We start from the raw sequence: 13,109 nt of genomic DNA, 5'->3' as shown, positions 1-13,109 counted from the left end.
TGTCACCGGTGCGCTGCCGTCGCGAAGCTGATCAGGCCCCGCAAGCCCCTGGACGTCACGAAGAGGTCGCATGTCCCACACGCCCGTTGCCCACCCGGCACCCACTCCTCCCCGGTTCCGCTTCGCCTCCGGGTTCTTCGCGGCCGCGACGTGGCGGCAGTTCGCCTTCCACGCGGCCCACCTGCCGATCGCGATCGGCGGGCTGGTGTGGTTCGCGCTCACCGTCGGTCTGGGGCTGCCGTCGGCGCTGACCTGGGTCGGCATCGTCGTGACCGCTTTCCTGGTCGGCGGCTCGGCCTGGTTCGCGGCCGTCACCCGGCGGATGTCCGCCGCCCTGCTCGGCCAGCGGGTCGCCGCGCCCACGCTGCGTCCGCGTCGGGGCGGACCGCTCGCCTGGGCGACGACCCGCCTGACGGACGGATCGACCTGGCGGGCGGTCGCCTACCTGGTCGTCGGCTTCGTCGTCACGACGACCACCTTCGCCGTGTCGGTCGCCGTGCTCGTGACGGCGCTCGGTGCCGTCACCCACGCCGTCTGGGGCGGGTTCCTGCCGGAGCAGATCGGTGCCGACGGTCGTCCGCACCGGGGCGCGCAGTTCCTCGGCGTCTTCGTCGACACCGTCCCGCTGCAGGTGGCCTTCGCCGGTCTCGGTGTCGTCGTGCTCCTCGCGGTCTGGCCCGCCGTGAACCACGGTCTCGGCTCGGTGCAGCGTCTGGTGATCCGGTCGATGCTCGGAGCGGGGTCGCGTCGACGTCGGCTCGCCGAGGTCACGGCGTCGCGCGACGCCGCCGTCGTGGACGCCGACACCACGCTGCGACGGATCGAGCGCGAGCTGCACGACGGCACGCAGGCGCGTCTGGTCGGCCTGGCCATGACCCTCGGCGACGCACGCGACCGCCTGGAGAGCGGCGCGGGCGACGACGTCGGCGTGCTGGTCGCGCAGGCGCACGCGTCGACGAAGGAGGCACTGGTCGAGTTGCGCGCGCTGGCTCGCGGCATCCACCCCCCGGTCCTCGACGCGGGCCTGGAGGCGGCGCTCGCCTCCGCCTGCTCGCGCACGCCGTTCCCGGTCACGCTCCGGGTCGACCTGCCGGTCCGTCCGGCGCCGGTGATCGAGGGGGTGGCGTACTTCGGGGTCCTGGAACTCCTGACGAACGTGTCGAAGCACGCGCAGGCCACCGGCGCCTCGGTCGACGTCGCGACGGACGGGCCGGACCTCGTCGTCACGGTCCGCGACGACGGCTCCGGCGGGGCGCACGTCTCGATGCCCCGTGCGGACGGCCACGGCACCGGGCTGGGCGGCCTGCTCGAGCGCCTCCGTGCCGTCGACGGCGGGCTCGTCCTCGACAGCCCGGCGGGCGGCCCCACCACGGTGACCATGACGATGCCGTCCGGTGGACCGTCGTGAGGATCGTCATCGCCGACGACAACACGATCGTCCGCGAGGGCCTGGCGGCGCTGCTGCAGGGCCGGGGCCACGACGTCGTCGCCGCCGTCGGGACCGGTGAGGCCGTGCTGCCCGCGATCGCGTCCGAGCAGGTCGACGTCGCGGTGATGGACATCCGCATGCCGCCGACGCACACCGACGAGGGCGTCCGGGCGGCCGTCCGGCTGAAGGCCGCCCGCCCGGAGGTCGGCGTGCTGCTGTTCTCGCAGTACGCCGAGGTCGGGTGGGCGCGTGCGCTGCTCGACGTGGCGACCGTCGGGGTGGGCTACCTGCTCAAGGACCGGGTGGCCGAGGTCACGACGTTCATCGACTCGCTGCAGCAGGTGGCCGCCGGACACGTCGTGCTCGACCCCGAGGTGGCGGCCGCGCTCGTGCAGGCACCCCGTCCGCTCCGGGACCGGCTCGACCAGCTGACCGCCCGCGAGACCGACGTCCTGCGGCTCATGGCGGAGGGGCGCTCGAACGCGGCGATCGCCGAGGCGCTCTTCCTGTCCGGTGGCACCGTCGAGAAGCACGTGACGGCGGTCTTCGCGAAGCTCGGGCTCGAGGCGACGCCGTCCGACCACCGACGGGTGCTCGCCGTCCTGCGCTTCCTGTCCGCCTAGTCGGCGGCGTCCCGCCCGGTCAGGCCCGCTTCCGGGCCTGGTGCCGCGCCACCCGGTTGCGGTTGCCGCACCCGGCCGCGGTGCACCAGACGCGGTTGTGCCGCGGCGACGTGTCCAGGTAGACCCAGCCGCAGGCGTCGTCGCCGCACTGCCGTGCCGCGCTGAGGTCGGAGGTCACCAGGTCCTGCGCGAGCATCGCGACCGCCGCGCGGGGACCCGTCAGGTCGGTCGGGACACGCCACGACCAGGACCGCTCGTCCGGACCCCGGACGAGCGAAGCGCGCCCGAGGGCGGCGACGTGTTCCCGCGCGATCAGCCCGACGGCGGACGGGGACGCCGCGAACACCGCGTCGTGGACCGCCTCGCGGAGGGCGAGGACGGCGGCGTGCTCCTCCGCGGCACCCGAGGGATCCCGTCGGGCCAGCGACCGCAGGGCGTCCGGCTCGTCGGCGAGGACACCGAACTGCGCGCACCAGGCGACGACGTCGTCGAACGACGCCAGCGTGTCGGTGGCACGCCGCTCGTCGAGGCGCCAGTGGACCGTGTCGACGAGGTCGAACGCGGGGTGCCCGCCGACCCGGGGGAACGGCGCCGCCGTGTCTGCCGTGACCATCCTCCAACACTAATGCGCGATCAGCTCTTGCGCCATTAGTCCTCCGCCTGCCACTGTCTAACGCGTGATCGACGACGAGAGCATTAGTGCACGCCGCCCCGGGCTCGGCCCCGACTTCGCGCGCTTCTGGGTCGCCCAGGGGGCGTCCTCGGTGGGGGCACAGGTCAGCGAGCTCGCGGTACCGCTGCTGGCGGTGATCGTGCTGCACGCGTCGGCTGCCGAGGTCGGGTTCCTCGGCGCCGCCCGGTGGGTGCCGTTCCTCGTGCTCGCGCTGCCGCTCGGCGTGCTGGTGGACCGGTGCCGACGGCGGCCGGTCCTCGTCACCGCCGACGTCGCACGCGCCGTCCTGACCGTCGCGGTCGTCGTCCTCGCGTTCTCCGGTCGGCTCACGCTGCCGACCCTCGTCCTCGCGGTCGGTCTGCTCGGGGCCGGCACGGTGGCGTTCGAGGTGGCCTACCAGTCCTTCCTGCCGACGGTCGTGCACCGTGCGCACCTGGAGCGGGCGAACGGACGCCTGCAGGCGACGGCCTCGGCGGCAGAGGTCGGCGGCCCGGGCCTGGCGGGTCTCCTCGTCCAGGTGTTGTCCGCGCCCTGGGCGCTGCTCGCCCACGCGGTGACGTACGTCGTGTCCGCGGTGTCGCTCGTCGGGATCGCGACGCCGGAGCGCCGGCCGGAACGCTCGGGGCGGAGCGCCCTGCGGGACCTCGGCGACGGGCTCCTGTTCGTCCGCCGGGACCCGTACCTGGTCGGGCTGCTCGGGTTCGCCGGGATCTACAACCTCTTCGCGCAGTGGGTGATGGTGCTCTTCACCGTCCACGCCGTCCGGACGCTCGGGCTGACGGCCGGCACCCTCGGGATCGTCCTGGGACTCGGCGCGGTGGGAGCCGTCCTCGGAGCGGCCGCCGCCCCGTCGAGCGTGCGCCGCTTCGGGGCCGGTCCGGTGATGGTCGCCTGCGCGGCGGCCGAGTGCCTCGCCCTGGCGGTCCTGCCACTCGTCGACGTGTCCTGGACGGCACCGGTCGTCCTCGGGGTGCTCGTCGCGGTGTTCGCGGTCAACGGCGCCGGCACGTCGCTGTCGAGCGTCGTCGCCCTGACCCTGCGGCAGCTCCGCACACCGGACGAGCTGCTCGGCCGCGTCAACGCGACGATGCGCTGGTTGTCGTACGGCGTCGTCGCGGTGGGTGCGGCGGTCGGCGGCGTCGTCGGCGAGGCCCTCGGCACGCGGACCGGCATCGCGATCGGCTGCGCCGGCACGCTCCTGACGGTCGTCTGGGTCGTCGCGTCGCCGCTCCGGCGGATCGGTGACCCGGCACTGCTCGCGGTCGGCCCGTCGGCGGGGGCGACGCCGCCGAGCGGGCGGTGAGCCGACGGGCACGCCCGCGAGCGGGTGCGGGTGGCGTCGCCGATCCGGTGCGGCGTGCCGCTACCCGGCGCCGCCCACGCGCACCGACGCCGCCGCGGTCCGGACCACCCGCGGCAGGGGCGACGAGACCACGTTCACGAACGGCCGCTCGGTCGCGCCGAGGGACGTCTTGAACCGGGCGATCCCGTCGTCGACGTGCCCGACGAGGTCGACGGCCGTGTGCCCCCGCCGCAGCGACCACACGAGCAGGTCGTGGAAGAGCGCGGTGCTCGGGTTCGCCGCGCGGTGTGCACGGAGGGTGCCGCCGGCCCACCCGGTCACGACCGGGTGGCTCGCCAGTGCCACGATCACGCCGGCCGGCTCCCCGGCGACGACCGCCGTGGTGACGAGGACGTCGTCGCGGCCGGCCGCCCAGCGTTCGACCCGTGCGCCGATCTCCTCCGGGTAGGGCGAGGGCACGCCACGGCTGCGGTACGACTCGCCAAGGACCTGCGGCAGCAACGCGGTGAGCTCGCCCGGGAGCGCGGGACGGACCTCGACGGCGTTGCGACCCGCGGCGCGGAGCGAGTACCGGGCGCCCTTCTTCATCGAGGCGACGATCTGCTCGGGCGACGCGCCGACGAGGTCGACGACGTACGTCCGGTCAGCCGTCTGCTCGACCCCGGCGCGGGCCAGGTCGACGCCCGCGGCCGCGACGACCGCCGGCCCGAGGTCGAACCGCGCCACCGGGACGGCGTGACCGACCTGCCAGCGCCGGAACGCCCGGAGGGTGCTCGTCAGGAGCGCGGGGGGCACGAGCGGTCCGACGAACGGGAAGGGCGGCTCCGCCGGTCGACGCGTCCACCCGGACCGCAGGAGCACCGGGAAGACCCCGACCGGCTCGTCCCCGTCGGAGACGACGAGGGGTTCGAACCGCCACCCGAAGACGTCGGCCTGCAGCTGCAGCCAGGACCAGTCGTGGAAACCGGTGGCGCCCGGGCTCAGGGCGACGAGCGCGTCCCACTCCTCGGCGTCGCGAGCGGTGCTGAACCGGATGGGTGCCACGACGAGTGCCTCCTGGGGTCGGGAGCGGTGCGGTCGCGAGCGTATCCACGGGGGCGGGACCGGCGGGGTCGGACGGCGCCGAATGGCGGGGGCGTCGACGTCGAATGGCGGGAGTACGCAAGCGGTCCGCCGCGTGCGGGTCCGCGCGCGGCGAGCGTCGCGCCCGACCGGGGCCGTCAGCCGCGCGGGCCGCGCAGACCGTCGAGGTGCAGTCCGACCAGCGCCAGGACGCGCTCGGCCGACCGCGCCGTCGGGTCCCAGGTGTGCTCGACCGCGAGGCCGTCGACCACCGCGTGCAGCCGGTCCGTCTCGTCCGCCCGGTCGCGTGCGGGGTCGAGGGCGCCGGCCTCCGCCAGGGCGTCGAGCGCACGTGCGCAGACCAGGCCGACCCCGGCGTTCAGTCGCCGCGCGCTGCGTGCCAGGTGCTCGTCGGTGCGCGACAGGACGCCGAGCTGCACCTGCGCGAGGATCTCGGTCGTGCGCTCGGCGTCGAGCGGCAGGACCTGGGCGAGCGTCTCCACCGCGAGCTCCCGCCCGGTCGACCGCAGCGCCGCGAGCCGCGCGGTGACGCGGGCCTCGATGATCGTCAGGCAGTGCTCGCGGAGTGCGTGCTGGGTGGGGAAGAGCCGGCGCAGCGACGCGGCGGCGAGTCCTGCCTCGTCGGCGACGTTCCGGACGGACAGCGATGCCAACCCGTCGCGCTCGAGGATGCGGAGACAGGCCGCGGTGACCACGGCGCCCCGTTCCTCGAGGTCGACACGGCGTGGCACCCGGTCAGCCTACGGCGGGGTCGGTCGACGACGCGGCCGGCTTGCGCGGCCAAATCGTGTAGCTGACCGCCCAGAGGACCTCGATGCCGAGGACCACGGCGAGCAGCCCGAGGGTGCCCTGGAACTCGGCGGTGCGCTCCGGGTCGCCGACCACCGCGACGAGTCCGCCGATGATGCCCCCGGCGATGAGGACGGCGAGGCCGGTGCGCAGGACGTCGCCCCAGCAGTGTGCGGTGTGCCGCCGACCCGACAGGCGGAGCGGAGCCGGACCGCCGGCGAAGCGGTGCTCGAAGCGGACGTCCGCCCACGCGATCATCCGGTGCCCGTAGGCGACCGACATCCCGATGTACACGGCGGCGAGCCCGTGGTGCCAGCTCGCCGTCGCACCGCGGAGCAGGTCGAGCGTGACCAGGGCGAGCAGGACGACGTCGACGGCGGGCGCGGCGACGAGCAGGGCGGCACCGAGGCGTGGTCGGCGCAGCAGGTAGCGCGCGACGAGACCCCCGACGATCGCGACCCAGAACGCGACCTCGCAGACGATGATGGCGACGAGTGTCACTGGTTCCCCCCGAGTGTTTGAGTACAGGTGTGCTCAAACACTACGACACCGAGCCGGCGACCACCACTGGCGCCGAGCCGGACACCGCGCCAGACTCGAACCGTGAGCACCGACCCCGTCGTCGTCGCCGTCAGCACCGACGGCGGCCACCACTTCAGCAAGCCCGTCGTCGACGCGATCACCCTGGTCGAGGGGTGGGGCGTCGAGGGTGACGCCCACGCCGGCACGACGGTGCAGCACCGGTCCCGTGTGGCCCGCGACCCGTCGCAGCCGAACCTGCGGCAGGTGCACCTGCTGCACGCCGAGCTCTTCGACGAGGTCGCCGACGCCGGGTTCGCAGTCGCGCCGGGCCAGATGGGCGAGAACGTCACGACCCGCGGGGTCGACCTGCTCGCGCTGCCGACCGACACCCTGCTGCACCTGGGTGACGAGGCCTGCGTCCGCGTCACCGGGCTCCGGAACCCCTGCCAGCAGATCAACGGCTTCGAGCCGGGTCTGCTGCGCGCGGTCCTCGGTCGCGCCGACGACGGGACCGTCGAGCGCAAGGGCGGTGTGATGGCCGTCGTCGTCACGGGCGGGACGATCCGGGCGGGCGACACCGTCCGCGTCGAGCTGCCGACCGGGGAGCGCGTGCCGCTCAGCCCCGTCTGACGACCCGTCGTCCCCTGCTCACTCGGTGGACCGCGGAACCCGCCGCGGCACCCCCGCCAGGTACGCGGTCAGCACGGCCGCCGGGTCGAGCGGGCCCGCCTCGGCCACGCGGTAGAGCAGGAGCGCGTCGACGACCCCGACGAGGTCGACGGCCGTGCCCTCCGGGTCCTCGGCCCCGACCGCCTCGAGCAGCACACGGGCGGTGTCGACGAGGCCGACGCGGACCGGTGCCGCTCCGGTCAGCGGTGCGCGCAGGTCCGGGTCGTCGCGGAGTTCGAGCAGCAGGGCGAAGCGTGCGGCCTGGGCGTCCCGACGCGTGGCCAACCCGTCGAGGAACCCGATCGCGACCCCGACCACCGCCGCGTCGTCGAGGTGTTCGGGCAGCCGGAGCCCCGACAGGTCGTCGGCGAGCTGCGCCGTGATGCGGTCGACCACGAGGGCGGTCAGCTCGCGCCGCGTCCGCGCGTAGTAGGTGGTCGACCCCGGCGGCAGACCTGCCTCGGCGTCGACGGCACGGTGGGTGAGCGCCCGGGCACCGCCCCGTGCGGTGAGCCGGACGCCCGCGTCCGCCAGGTCCTCGCGTCGTCCCATGCTCGCCTTCCCGCCGCTGTCAGCGTAGTGTCCTCTACAAACGTAGAGGAACGGTGGGGGACATGCGGGTGGCAGTGGTGGGTGGCGGGATCTCCGGGGACGCGATCGTGCGGGCGGTCCGGCAACGCGGGTGCTCCGTGGTGCAGCGGTCGCGGTCGACGGGGTTCGACGTGCTCCGCGACGACGCGAACGCGGCGTTGGCGGACGCCGACGTGGTGGTCGAGGCGACCGGACGGTTCACGACGAGTCGCCGACGGGCCACGGCGTTCTTCACCGGGTCGACCGGGGCGGTCGCCGCCGCCACGGCCCGGACCGGCGCCCGGCACGTCCTGCTCTCGATCCTGGGCTGCACGCGGCCGGAGGTGCAGGGCTACGGCTACTTCGCCGGCAAGACCGCTCAGGAGGCCGCCGCGCGGGCATCGGGCGCGCGGCTGACCGTCGTGCGGTCGACGCAGTGGTTCGAGTTCGCCCGGCAGAACCTCGAGCGCCTGCGGGTCGGCCCCGTCGCGCTGGTGCCGGGCATGACGATCGCGCCGGTCGCCCTCGACGCCGTCGCCGCGGTGGTCGCGGACGTCGTGGTCGGCGACCGCGGCGGACCGGTCGTCGAGGTGGCCGGCCCGGAGCGGACGACGCTCTGGTCGATGACGACCGCCCTGCCCGACCCGGGGGTGCGCCCGGTCCCGCTGTGGATCCCGGGTCGGACGGGCCGGGCCTTCCGGGACGGCGCCCTGCTGCCCGCGACCGGGACCGAGGTGGTCGGTCCCCGGTTCGACGACTGGCTGCTGGCAGGATGACGGCATGGCCAGTGCCGTCCGACTCATCCGTTCCGGGACCCTGAGCGACATCGCCGAGTACGCGTACGCCGCGACCGTGCCGGCCGACGCCCGCTTCGTGTTCCTCGCCGGGGCGTGCCCGCTCGAACCCGACGGGACGACGGCCGCGGTCGGCGACCACCGCGGTCAGGCGGCGAAGTGCGTCGAGACGCTGACCCAGGCGCTGCACGCCGCGGGGGCGACGCTCGAGGACGTCGTCAGCACGCGCGTGCTCGTGGCGTCGTCGCGGCAGGACGACCTGGTCGCGGCGTGGGAGGTCGTGCGTGACGCGTTCGGGGCCCACGACGTGCCGAGCACGTTGTTCGGCGTCACCGTGCTCGGGTACGACGACCAGCTCGTCGAGATCGAGGCGGTGGCGGCGGTGCGCGACGAGCCGGTGCCCGGACCCCCGTCCGGCGCGGTCGACCGGTCAACCGCCGAACCGGGCGACGTACGCGACGGCGGCGACGAGCGGTAGCGCGACGACGACGGCGGTCACCGCGGCTCGCGGTCCCCGCTGACGGGTCCACGGCGCGAGCCGGACGACGACACCGCCGAGCAGCGCCCCGACGCCGGTGACGACGAACGCGACCGTCGTCTCGACCGCGTACCGAGCGGGGTCCGTGGCGGCGCACCGCTCGGTCCCGCACCACGCGAAGAACGCCGTGACGAACGCGACCGCGCCGACGGCGAGTCCCGCCGGCGCGCTCCACGCCAGGTGCCACGCGGACACCCTCGTCGTCGTGCTGCGCATCGCGGCCTCCCGGATCGATCGTGCCCGGGGGGCCGACCCGTTGACAGCCCGAGAACGGGTGACGCGACGAGCACCCGGTGAGCAGAAGACGTCGGGTGTCGACCTCGCACCCGACGTCTTCTGCTCACTCGAGCGGCGACACGACTCGTGAGGCGCCACGACTCGAGCGGCGACACGACTCGAGGCGACGGGTCAGACGCGCGCGGCCACGGTGCGGAGCGCCTCGACGACGCGCTCCACGGTCATGCCGCGTGCCGCGAGTGCGTCTGCTGCCGGCGCGGAGACGCCGAACTCGTCGATGCCGACCACGACGCCGTCGGGGCCGGCGATGCCCTCCCAGCCGAAGGGCGACGCCGCCTCGACGACGACCCGGGCGCGCACGGAGCGGGGCAGGACGCGCTCGCGGTGGTCGGCGTCCCCGGCCTCGAACCACTCGCGGCAGGGCATCGACACGACCCGGACGGCCAGGTCCGGCACCTGCTCGGCGGCCTGCAGGGCGAGGGCGACCTCGCTGCCGGTCGCCACCACGACGACGTCGGGCGCACCGTCGGTGTCGCGCACGACGTACGCGCCGCGGGCGACGCCCTCCCGCACCGCGTCGACCGGGGTGTCGGCGACGGGCAGCGGCTGGCGGGCGAGGACGAGCCCGGCGGGTGCACGCCGTTCGAGGACCGCCGCCCACGCCGCGACGGTCTCGTTGCCGTCCGCCGGCCGGACCACGGCGAAGCCGGGCATCGCACGGAGGCTCGCCAGGTGCTCGATCGGCTGGTGCGTCGGACCGTCCGCGCCGAGCGCCACCGAGTCGTGCGACCACACGTACGTGACGGGGAGCTGCATGAGGGCGGCGAGGCGGATCGCGGGGCGCTGGTAGTCGCTGAACACCAGGAAGGTGCCGGCGAAGAAGCGTGACCCGCCGGCGAGGGTGATGCCGTTCATCGCGGCGGCCATGGCGTGCTCGCGCACGCCCCAGTGCACGTTCCGGCCGGTCGGCGACGACGGCAGGAACGAGCCGCCGTCGACGATGGCGGTGCGGTTCGGCTCGGCGAGGTCGGCGGAGCCGCCCCAGAGCTCGGGCATCCGCTCGGCGAGCGCCTGGATGACCCGGCCGGAGGCGTCGCGGGTCGCCAGCTGCGTGCCGGGTTCGAAGGTCGGGAGGCCCGTGGTCAGTCCGGCGGGCAGCTCGCCCCGTGCGGCACGTGCGTGCTCGGACGCCGCCTGCGGGTGCACGTCGGTCCAGGCCGCGAACGCGGTGTCCCACGCGGCGCGGAGTGATTCGCCCCGGTCGACCGCGCGGCGGGTGTGCGCGAGGACCTCGGCGGGCACGTCGAACGGTTCGCGGTCGATGCCGAGCGCCGCGCGGGTGGCGGCGGTCTCGGCGGCGCCGAGCGGGGCGCCGTGCGACGCGGCGGAGCCGGTGGCGTTCGGTGCCGGCCAGGCGATCTGCGAGGCGAGCACGACGAGGTGCGGCCGGTCGTCGCGCTCGCCGGAGAGCACGCGGTGCAGGGTCGCCAGGTCGACGTCGCCGTCGGGGGTGGTGGCGACGTGGTCGACGCGCCACCCCTGGGCGGCGAAGCGGGCGCCGGTGTCCTCGGACGAGGTCAGGGTGGTGCTGCCCTCGATCTGGATGTCGTTGTCGTCGTACACGACGGTGAGGTTGCCGAGTCCGTGCCGGCCGGCCAGGGCGCCGGCCTCGTAGGAGATGCCCTCCTGCAGGTCGCCGTCGGACGCGAGCACCCAGACGCGCTGGTCGAAGGGCGACGTGCCGGCGGGGGAGTCGGGGTCCAGGCGTGCCCGGTCCCGCTTGAGCGCCATCGCCATGCCGACCGCGGTGGCGAGGCCCTGGCCGAGGGGGCCGGTCGTGGTCTCGACCCCGGGGGTGTGCCCGAACTCGGGGTGCCCCGGCGTCCGTGAGCCCGCCGAGCGGAACGCGCGCAGGTCGTCGAGGGTCAGGCCGTAGCCGGTCAGGAACAGCTGCGTGTAGAGCAGGATGCTCGCGTGCCCGCAGGAGAGCACGAAGCGGTCGCGCCCCGGCCACTCCGGCGACGCGGGGTCGTGCCGGATGTGCTCCTGGAACAGCAGGTGGGCGACGGGGGCGAGTGCCGCGGCGGTGCCGGGGTGGCCCGACCCGGCCGCCTCGACGGCGTCGATCGCGAGCATCCGGGCGGTGTCGATGGCGTTCCGGCCGACGTCCGTGGTCATGCGTACTCCTTCATCGGGGCGTGGTGGGACGCTCTCGACGGTAGGTCATGGATCATGACGTCATGACGAATCAAGACCAATCGGCGTCGTTTTGCGATCCCGGTCCGAGCGGGGTACCGTCTCAGACGTCAAGTCGTCATGACGAATTGACGGTCCAGCCCTCGGCCCGCCCTGCGAGCCACACAACGACGTGGAGGAATCCGTGCGCACGATCAGCGGGACGAGCAAGTACGTGGCCGTCCGCGAGCACCTGCTCTCGCGCATCGTCAAGCTCGCGCCGGGCACCCGGCTCGCACCCGAACCGGTGCTCTGCGAGGAGTACGGCGTCAGCCGGATCACCCTGCGGCACGCGGTCGACGGGCTCATCGCGGACGGGCACCTCGTGCGCGAACAGGGCCGCGGCACCTTCGTCACCGAGCCGCAGTTCCGCACCCACTACCGGGAGCGCTTCGCCGACGAGGTGAAGGGCTTCTACGTGCAGCAGACGGAAGAGGGCTTCGCCGTCTCGAGCCAGGTGCTCCGGCACGACGTCGTCGTCGCCGGCGAGACGGTCGGCGCGCGCCTCGACGTGTCCTCCGCCGACCGCGTCGTCGAGCTCGTCCGGCTCCGGTTCGTCAACGGCACCCTGCACCACCGGGTCACCACCTACCTGCCGGTCGAGCGCTTCCCCCTGGCGGCGACGACCGACTTCACCGACGGGTCGCTGTACGGCTTCCTGCGCGAGGTCTACGGCGTGACCCTCGTCCGGAACGACCTGCTCGTCTCGGTCAGCGCCGCGGACGGCCCCACGTCCGACGCCCTCATGGTCGACCACGGCGAGAAGCTCCTGCGGGTCGCCTCGACGGTCTTCGACCAGGACGACCAGGCCGTCGCGTACGGCGTCTCGGACTTCACGCCGCAGAACTCCGAGATCTTCTTCGGACTGCACAGCTGACGGAACAGGAACACCATGCTCAGAGAACGTCTCACCCCCGACCGGATCCGCTTCGCCGCGGACGTCGACTCCTGGCAGCAGGCGGTCGACCTCGTGTCCGCGCCCCTCGTCGACGACGGGTCGATCACCCCCGACTACGTCGAGGCGATGAAGACCGCGGTCGCGGCACCCGGCGGCACGTACATCGACCTCGGGTCCGGCGTCGCCCTCGCCCACGCCCGCCCCGAGGCCGGCGTGGTCCGACCGGCGCTGTCCTACCTGCGCGTGCGGCCCGCCGTGCTGCTCGCCGACGACCCGGCGCACCCGATCGACCTGTTCCTGTGCCTCGCCGCGAGCGACTCGAGCGAGCACATCCAGACGATGCAGGAACTCGCCGTCCTGCTCACCGACGAGGACGCCCGCGCCGGGCTCCTCGACGCCACCACCCCCGCCGACGTCACGTCGGTCCTCTCACAGATCGGACAGAACGCATGAAGATCCTCGCCGTCTGCAGCACCGGCCTCGGCTCCAGCTTCATGACCCACATGAACATCGACAAGGCGCTCAAGGAGCTCGGGGTCAGCGGGGTCGACGTCGACCACACCGACCTCGGTTCGGCCTCGTCCACCTCGGCCGACGTCGTCTTCGTCGGCAAGGACATCGCCGAGGCCGCCCAGGACCTCGGTGACGTGGTCGTGCTCGACAGCCTCATCGACTTCTCCGAGATCAAGACGAAGACCGCCGCGGCCCTCACCCGCCACGGTGTCGACGTCCCCGCGGGGGCCTGA

15 protein-coding genes and 1 pseudogene are annotated in these 13,109 nt (G+C 74.3%); 9 read left to right on the top strand and 7 right to left on the bottom strand.

Going from position 1 to position 13,109, the window contains the following annotated elements; translation table 11 throughout:
- The first annotated feature begins 70 nt into the window (after positions 1-70).
- Both BIU97_RS09935 and BIU97_RS09930 read left to right on the top strand, forming a co-directional pair.
- A complete protein-coding gene (locus BIU97_RS09935) occupies positions 71-1,408 on the top strand; it encodes a sensor histidine kinase (RefSeq protein ID WP_071297543.1) in 1,338 nt (445 codons plus the stop codon).
- Positions 1,405-2,052, top strand: coding sequence for a response regulator transcription factor (locus BIU97_RS09930; RefSeq protein WP_071258921.1), 648 nt, complete (start codon positions 1,405-1,407; stop codon positions 2,050-2,052). Before BIU97_RS09935 ends, BIU97_RS09930 begins: the two co-directional genes overlap by 4 nt.
- 19 nt (positions 2,053-2,071) lie before the next feature.
- On the opposite strand, the gene BIU97_RS09925 is transcribed toward BIU97_RS09930, so the two are convergent.
- A complete protein-coding gene (locus BIU97_RS09925) occupies positions 2,072-2,665 on the bottom strand; it encodes a CGNR zinc finger domain-containing protein (RefSeq protein ID WP_071258925.1) in 594 nt (197 codons plus the stop codon).
- A gap of 64 nt (positions 2,666-2,729) precedes the next feature.
- On the opposite strand from BIU97_RS09925, the gene BIU97_RS09920 reads away from it, so the two are divergent.
- Positions 2,730-4,028 carry an MFS transporter gene (locus BIU97_RS09920; RefSeq protein ID WP_071258929.1) on the top strand — a complete coding sequence of 433 codons (1,299 nt, stop codon included), beginning with the start codon at positions 2,730-2,732 and terminating at the stop codon, positions 4,026-4,028.
- A 60-nt stretch (positions 4,029-4,088) separates the two neighbouring features.
- On the opposite strand, the gene BIU97_RS09915 is transcribed toward BIU97_RS09920, so the two are convergent.
- From BIU97_RS09915 to BIU97_RS09905, 3 genes are all read right to left on the bottom strand, one after another.
- On the bottom strand, positions 4,089-5,072 hold the full coding sequence (locus BIU97_RS09915; protein WP_071258932.1) for a GNAT family N-acetyltransferase: 984 nt from the start codon (positions 5,070-5,072) through the stop codon (positions 4,089-4,091).
- A gap of 176 nt (positions 5,073-5,248) precedes the next feature.
- Positions 5,249-5,842: a TetR/AcrR family transcriptional regulator gene (locus tag BIU97_RS09910; RefSeq protein ID WP_071258942.1), complete on the bottom strand. Its 594-nt coding sequence runs from the start codon at positions 5,840-5,842 to the stop codon at positions 5,249-5,251.
- 4 nt (positions 5,843-5,846) lie between these two features.
- Positions 5,847-6,401 (bottom strand): hypothetical protein, encoded by a 555-nt coding sequence (locus tag BIU97_RS09905; RefSeq protein ID WP_071258945.1) that lies wholly within the window; start codon positions 6,399-6,401, stop codon positions 5,847-5,849.
- A gap of 102 nt (positions 6,402-6,503) precedes the next feature.
- Between BIU97_RS09905 and BIU97_RS09900 the strand changes: the two genes are divergently transcribed.
- On the top strand, positions 6,504-7,052 hold the full coding sequence (locus tag BIU97_RS09900) for an MOSC domain-containing protein (RefSeq protein WP_071258953.1): 549 nt from the start codon (positions 6,504-6,506) through the stop codon (positions 7,050-7,052).
- An 18-nt stretch (positions 7,053-7,070) separates the two neighbouring features.
- On the opposite strand, the gene BIU97_RS09895 is transcribed toward BIU97_RS09900, so the two are convergent.
- On the bottom strand, positions 7,071-7,643 hold the full coding sequence (locus tag BIU97_RS09895) for a TetR/AcrR family transcriptional regulator (protein WP_071258959.1): 573 nt from the start codon (positions 7,641-7,643) through the stop codon (positions 7,071-7,073).
- Positions 7,644-7,705: 62 nt separating this feature from the next.
- Between BIU97_RS09895 and BIU97_RS09890 the strand changes: the two genes are divergently transcribed.
- Together BIU97_RS09890 and BIU97_RS09885 are read left to right on the top strand one after the other, a co-directional pair.
- Positions 7,706-8,437, top strand: coding sequence for an NADH(P)-binding protein (locus tag BIU97_RS09890; RefSeq protein WP_071258962.1), 732 nt, complete (start codon positions 7,706-7,708; stop codon positions 8,435-8,437).
- Positions 8,438-8,441: 4 nt separating this feature from the next.
- Positions 8,442-8,846, top strand: a pseudogene (locus BIU97_RS09885) (RidA family protein); the annotation flags it as partial.
- Between the two features lie 39 nt (positions 8,847-8,885).
- On the opposite strand, the gene BIU97_RS09880 reads toward BIU97_RS09885, so the two are convergent.
- Both BIU97_RS09880 and tkt read right to left on the bottom strand, forming a co-directional pair.
- Positions 8,886-9,209 carry a hypothetical protein gene (locus BIU97_RS09880; RefSeq protein ID WP_071258965.1) on the bottom strand — a complete coding sequence of 108 codons (324 nt, stop codon included), beginning with the start codon at positions 9,207-9,209 and terminating at the stop codon, positions 8,886-8,888.
- Positions 9,210-9,401: 192 nt separating this feature from the next.
- Entirely contained in the window at positions 9,402-11,408 is a 2,007-nt protein-coding gene (tkt, locus tag BIU97_RS09875; protein ID WP_071297542.1) for a transketolase, read from the bottom strand.
- Positions 11,409-11,610: 202 nt separating this feature from the next.
- Between tkt and BIU97_RS09870 the strand changes: the two genes are divergently transcribed.
- From BIU97_RS09870 to BIU97_RS09860, 3 genes are read left to right on the top strand one after another with little or no spacing between them, the layout of a single operon-like run.
- Complete coding sequence (locus BIU97_RS09870) at positions 11,611-12,342, top strand: GntR family transcriptional regulator (RefSeq protein WP_139195986.1); 732 nt, start codon at positions 11,611-11,613, stop codon at positions 12,340-12,342.
- A gap of 15 nt (positions 12,343-12,357) precedes the next feature.
- Positions 12,358-12,816 carry a PTS sugar transporter subunit IIA gene (locus BIU97_RS09865; RefSeq protein WP_071258971.1) on the top strand — a complete coding sequence of 153 codons (459 nt, stop codon included), beginning with the start codon at positions 12,358-12,360 and terminating at the stop codon, positions 12,814-12,816.
- Entirely contained in the window at positions 12,813-13,109 is a 297-nt protein-coding gene (locus BIU97_RS09860; protein WP_071258974.1) for a PTS sugar transporter subunit IIB, read from the top strand. Before BIU97_RS09865 ends, BIU97_RS09860 begins: the two co-directional genes overlap by 4 nt.

The sequence above is a fragment of the Curtobacterium sp. MCBA15_009 genome (assembly GCF_001864895.1).
In the GTDB taxonomy this organism is placed as follows: Bacteria; Actinomycetota; Actinomycetes; order Actinomycetales; family Microbacteriaceae; genus Curtobacterium.
This window is presented reverse-complemented; position numbering and strand designations above follow the sequence as displayed.

What these genes read in the sequence shown, in the direction of transcription:
- BIU97_RS09935 (WP_071297543.1), top strand. Translation starts at nt 71, where the DNA reads ATGTCCCACACGCCCGTTGCCCACCCGGCACCCACTCCTCCCCGGTTC.
- BIU97_RS09925 (WP_071258925.1), bottom strand. Translation starts at nt 2,665, where the DNA reads ATGGTCACGGCAGACACGGCGGCGCCGTTCCCCCGGGTCGGCGGGCAC.
- BIU97_RS09895 (WP_071258959.1), bottom strand. Translation starts at nt 7,643, where the DNA reads ATGGGACGACGCGAGGACCTGGCGGACGCGGGCGTCCGGCTCACCGCA.
- BIU97_RS09890 (WP_071258962.1), top strand. Translation starts at nt 7,706, where the DNA reads ATGCGGGTGGCAGTGGTGGGTGGCGGGATCTCCGGGGACGCGATCGTG.
- BIU97_RS09880 (WP_071258965.1), bottom strand. Translation starts at nt 9,209, where the DNA reads ATGCGCAGCACGACGACGAGGGTGTCCGCGTGGCACCTGGCGTGGAGC.
- tkt (WP_071297542.1), bottom strand. Translation starts at nt 11,408, where the DNA reads ATGACCACGGACGTCGGCCGGAACGCCATCGACACCGCCCGGATGCTC.
- BIU97_RS09865 (WP_071258971.1), top strand. Translation starts at nt 12,358, where the DNA reads ATGCTCAGAGAACGTCTCACCCCCGACCGGATCCGCTTCGCCGCGGAC.
- BIU97_RS09860 (WP_071258974.1), top strand. Translation starts at nt 12,813, where the DNA reads ATGAAGATCCTCGCCGTCTGCAGCACCGGCCTCGGCTCCAGCTTCATG.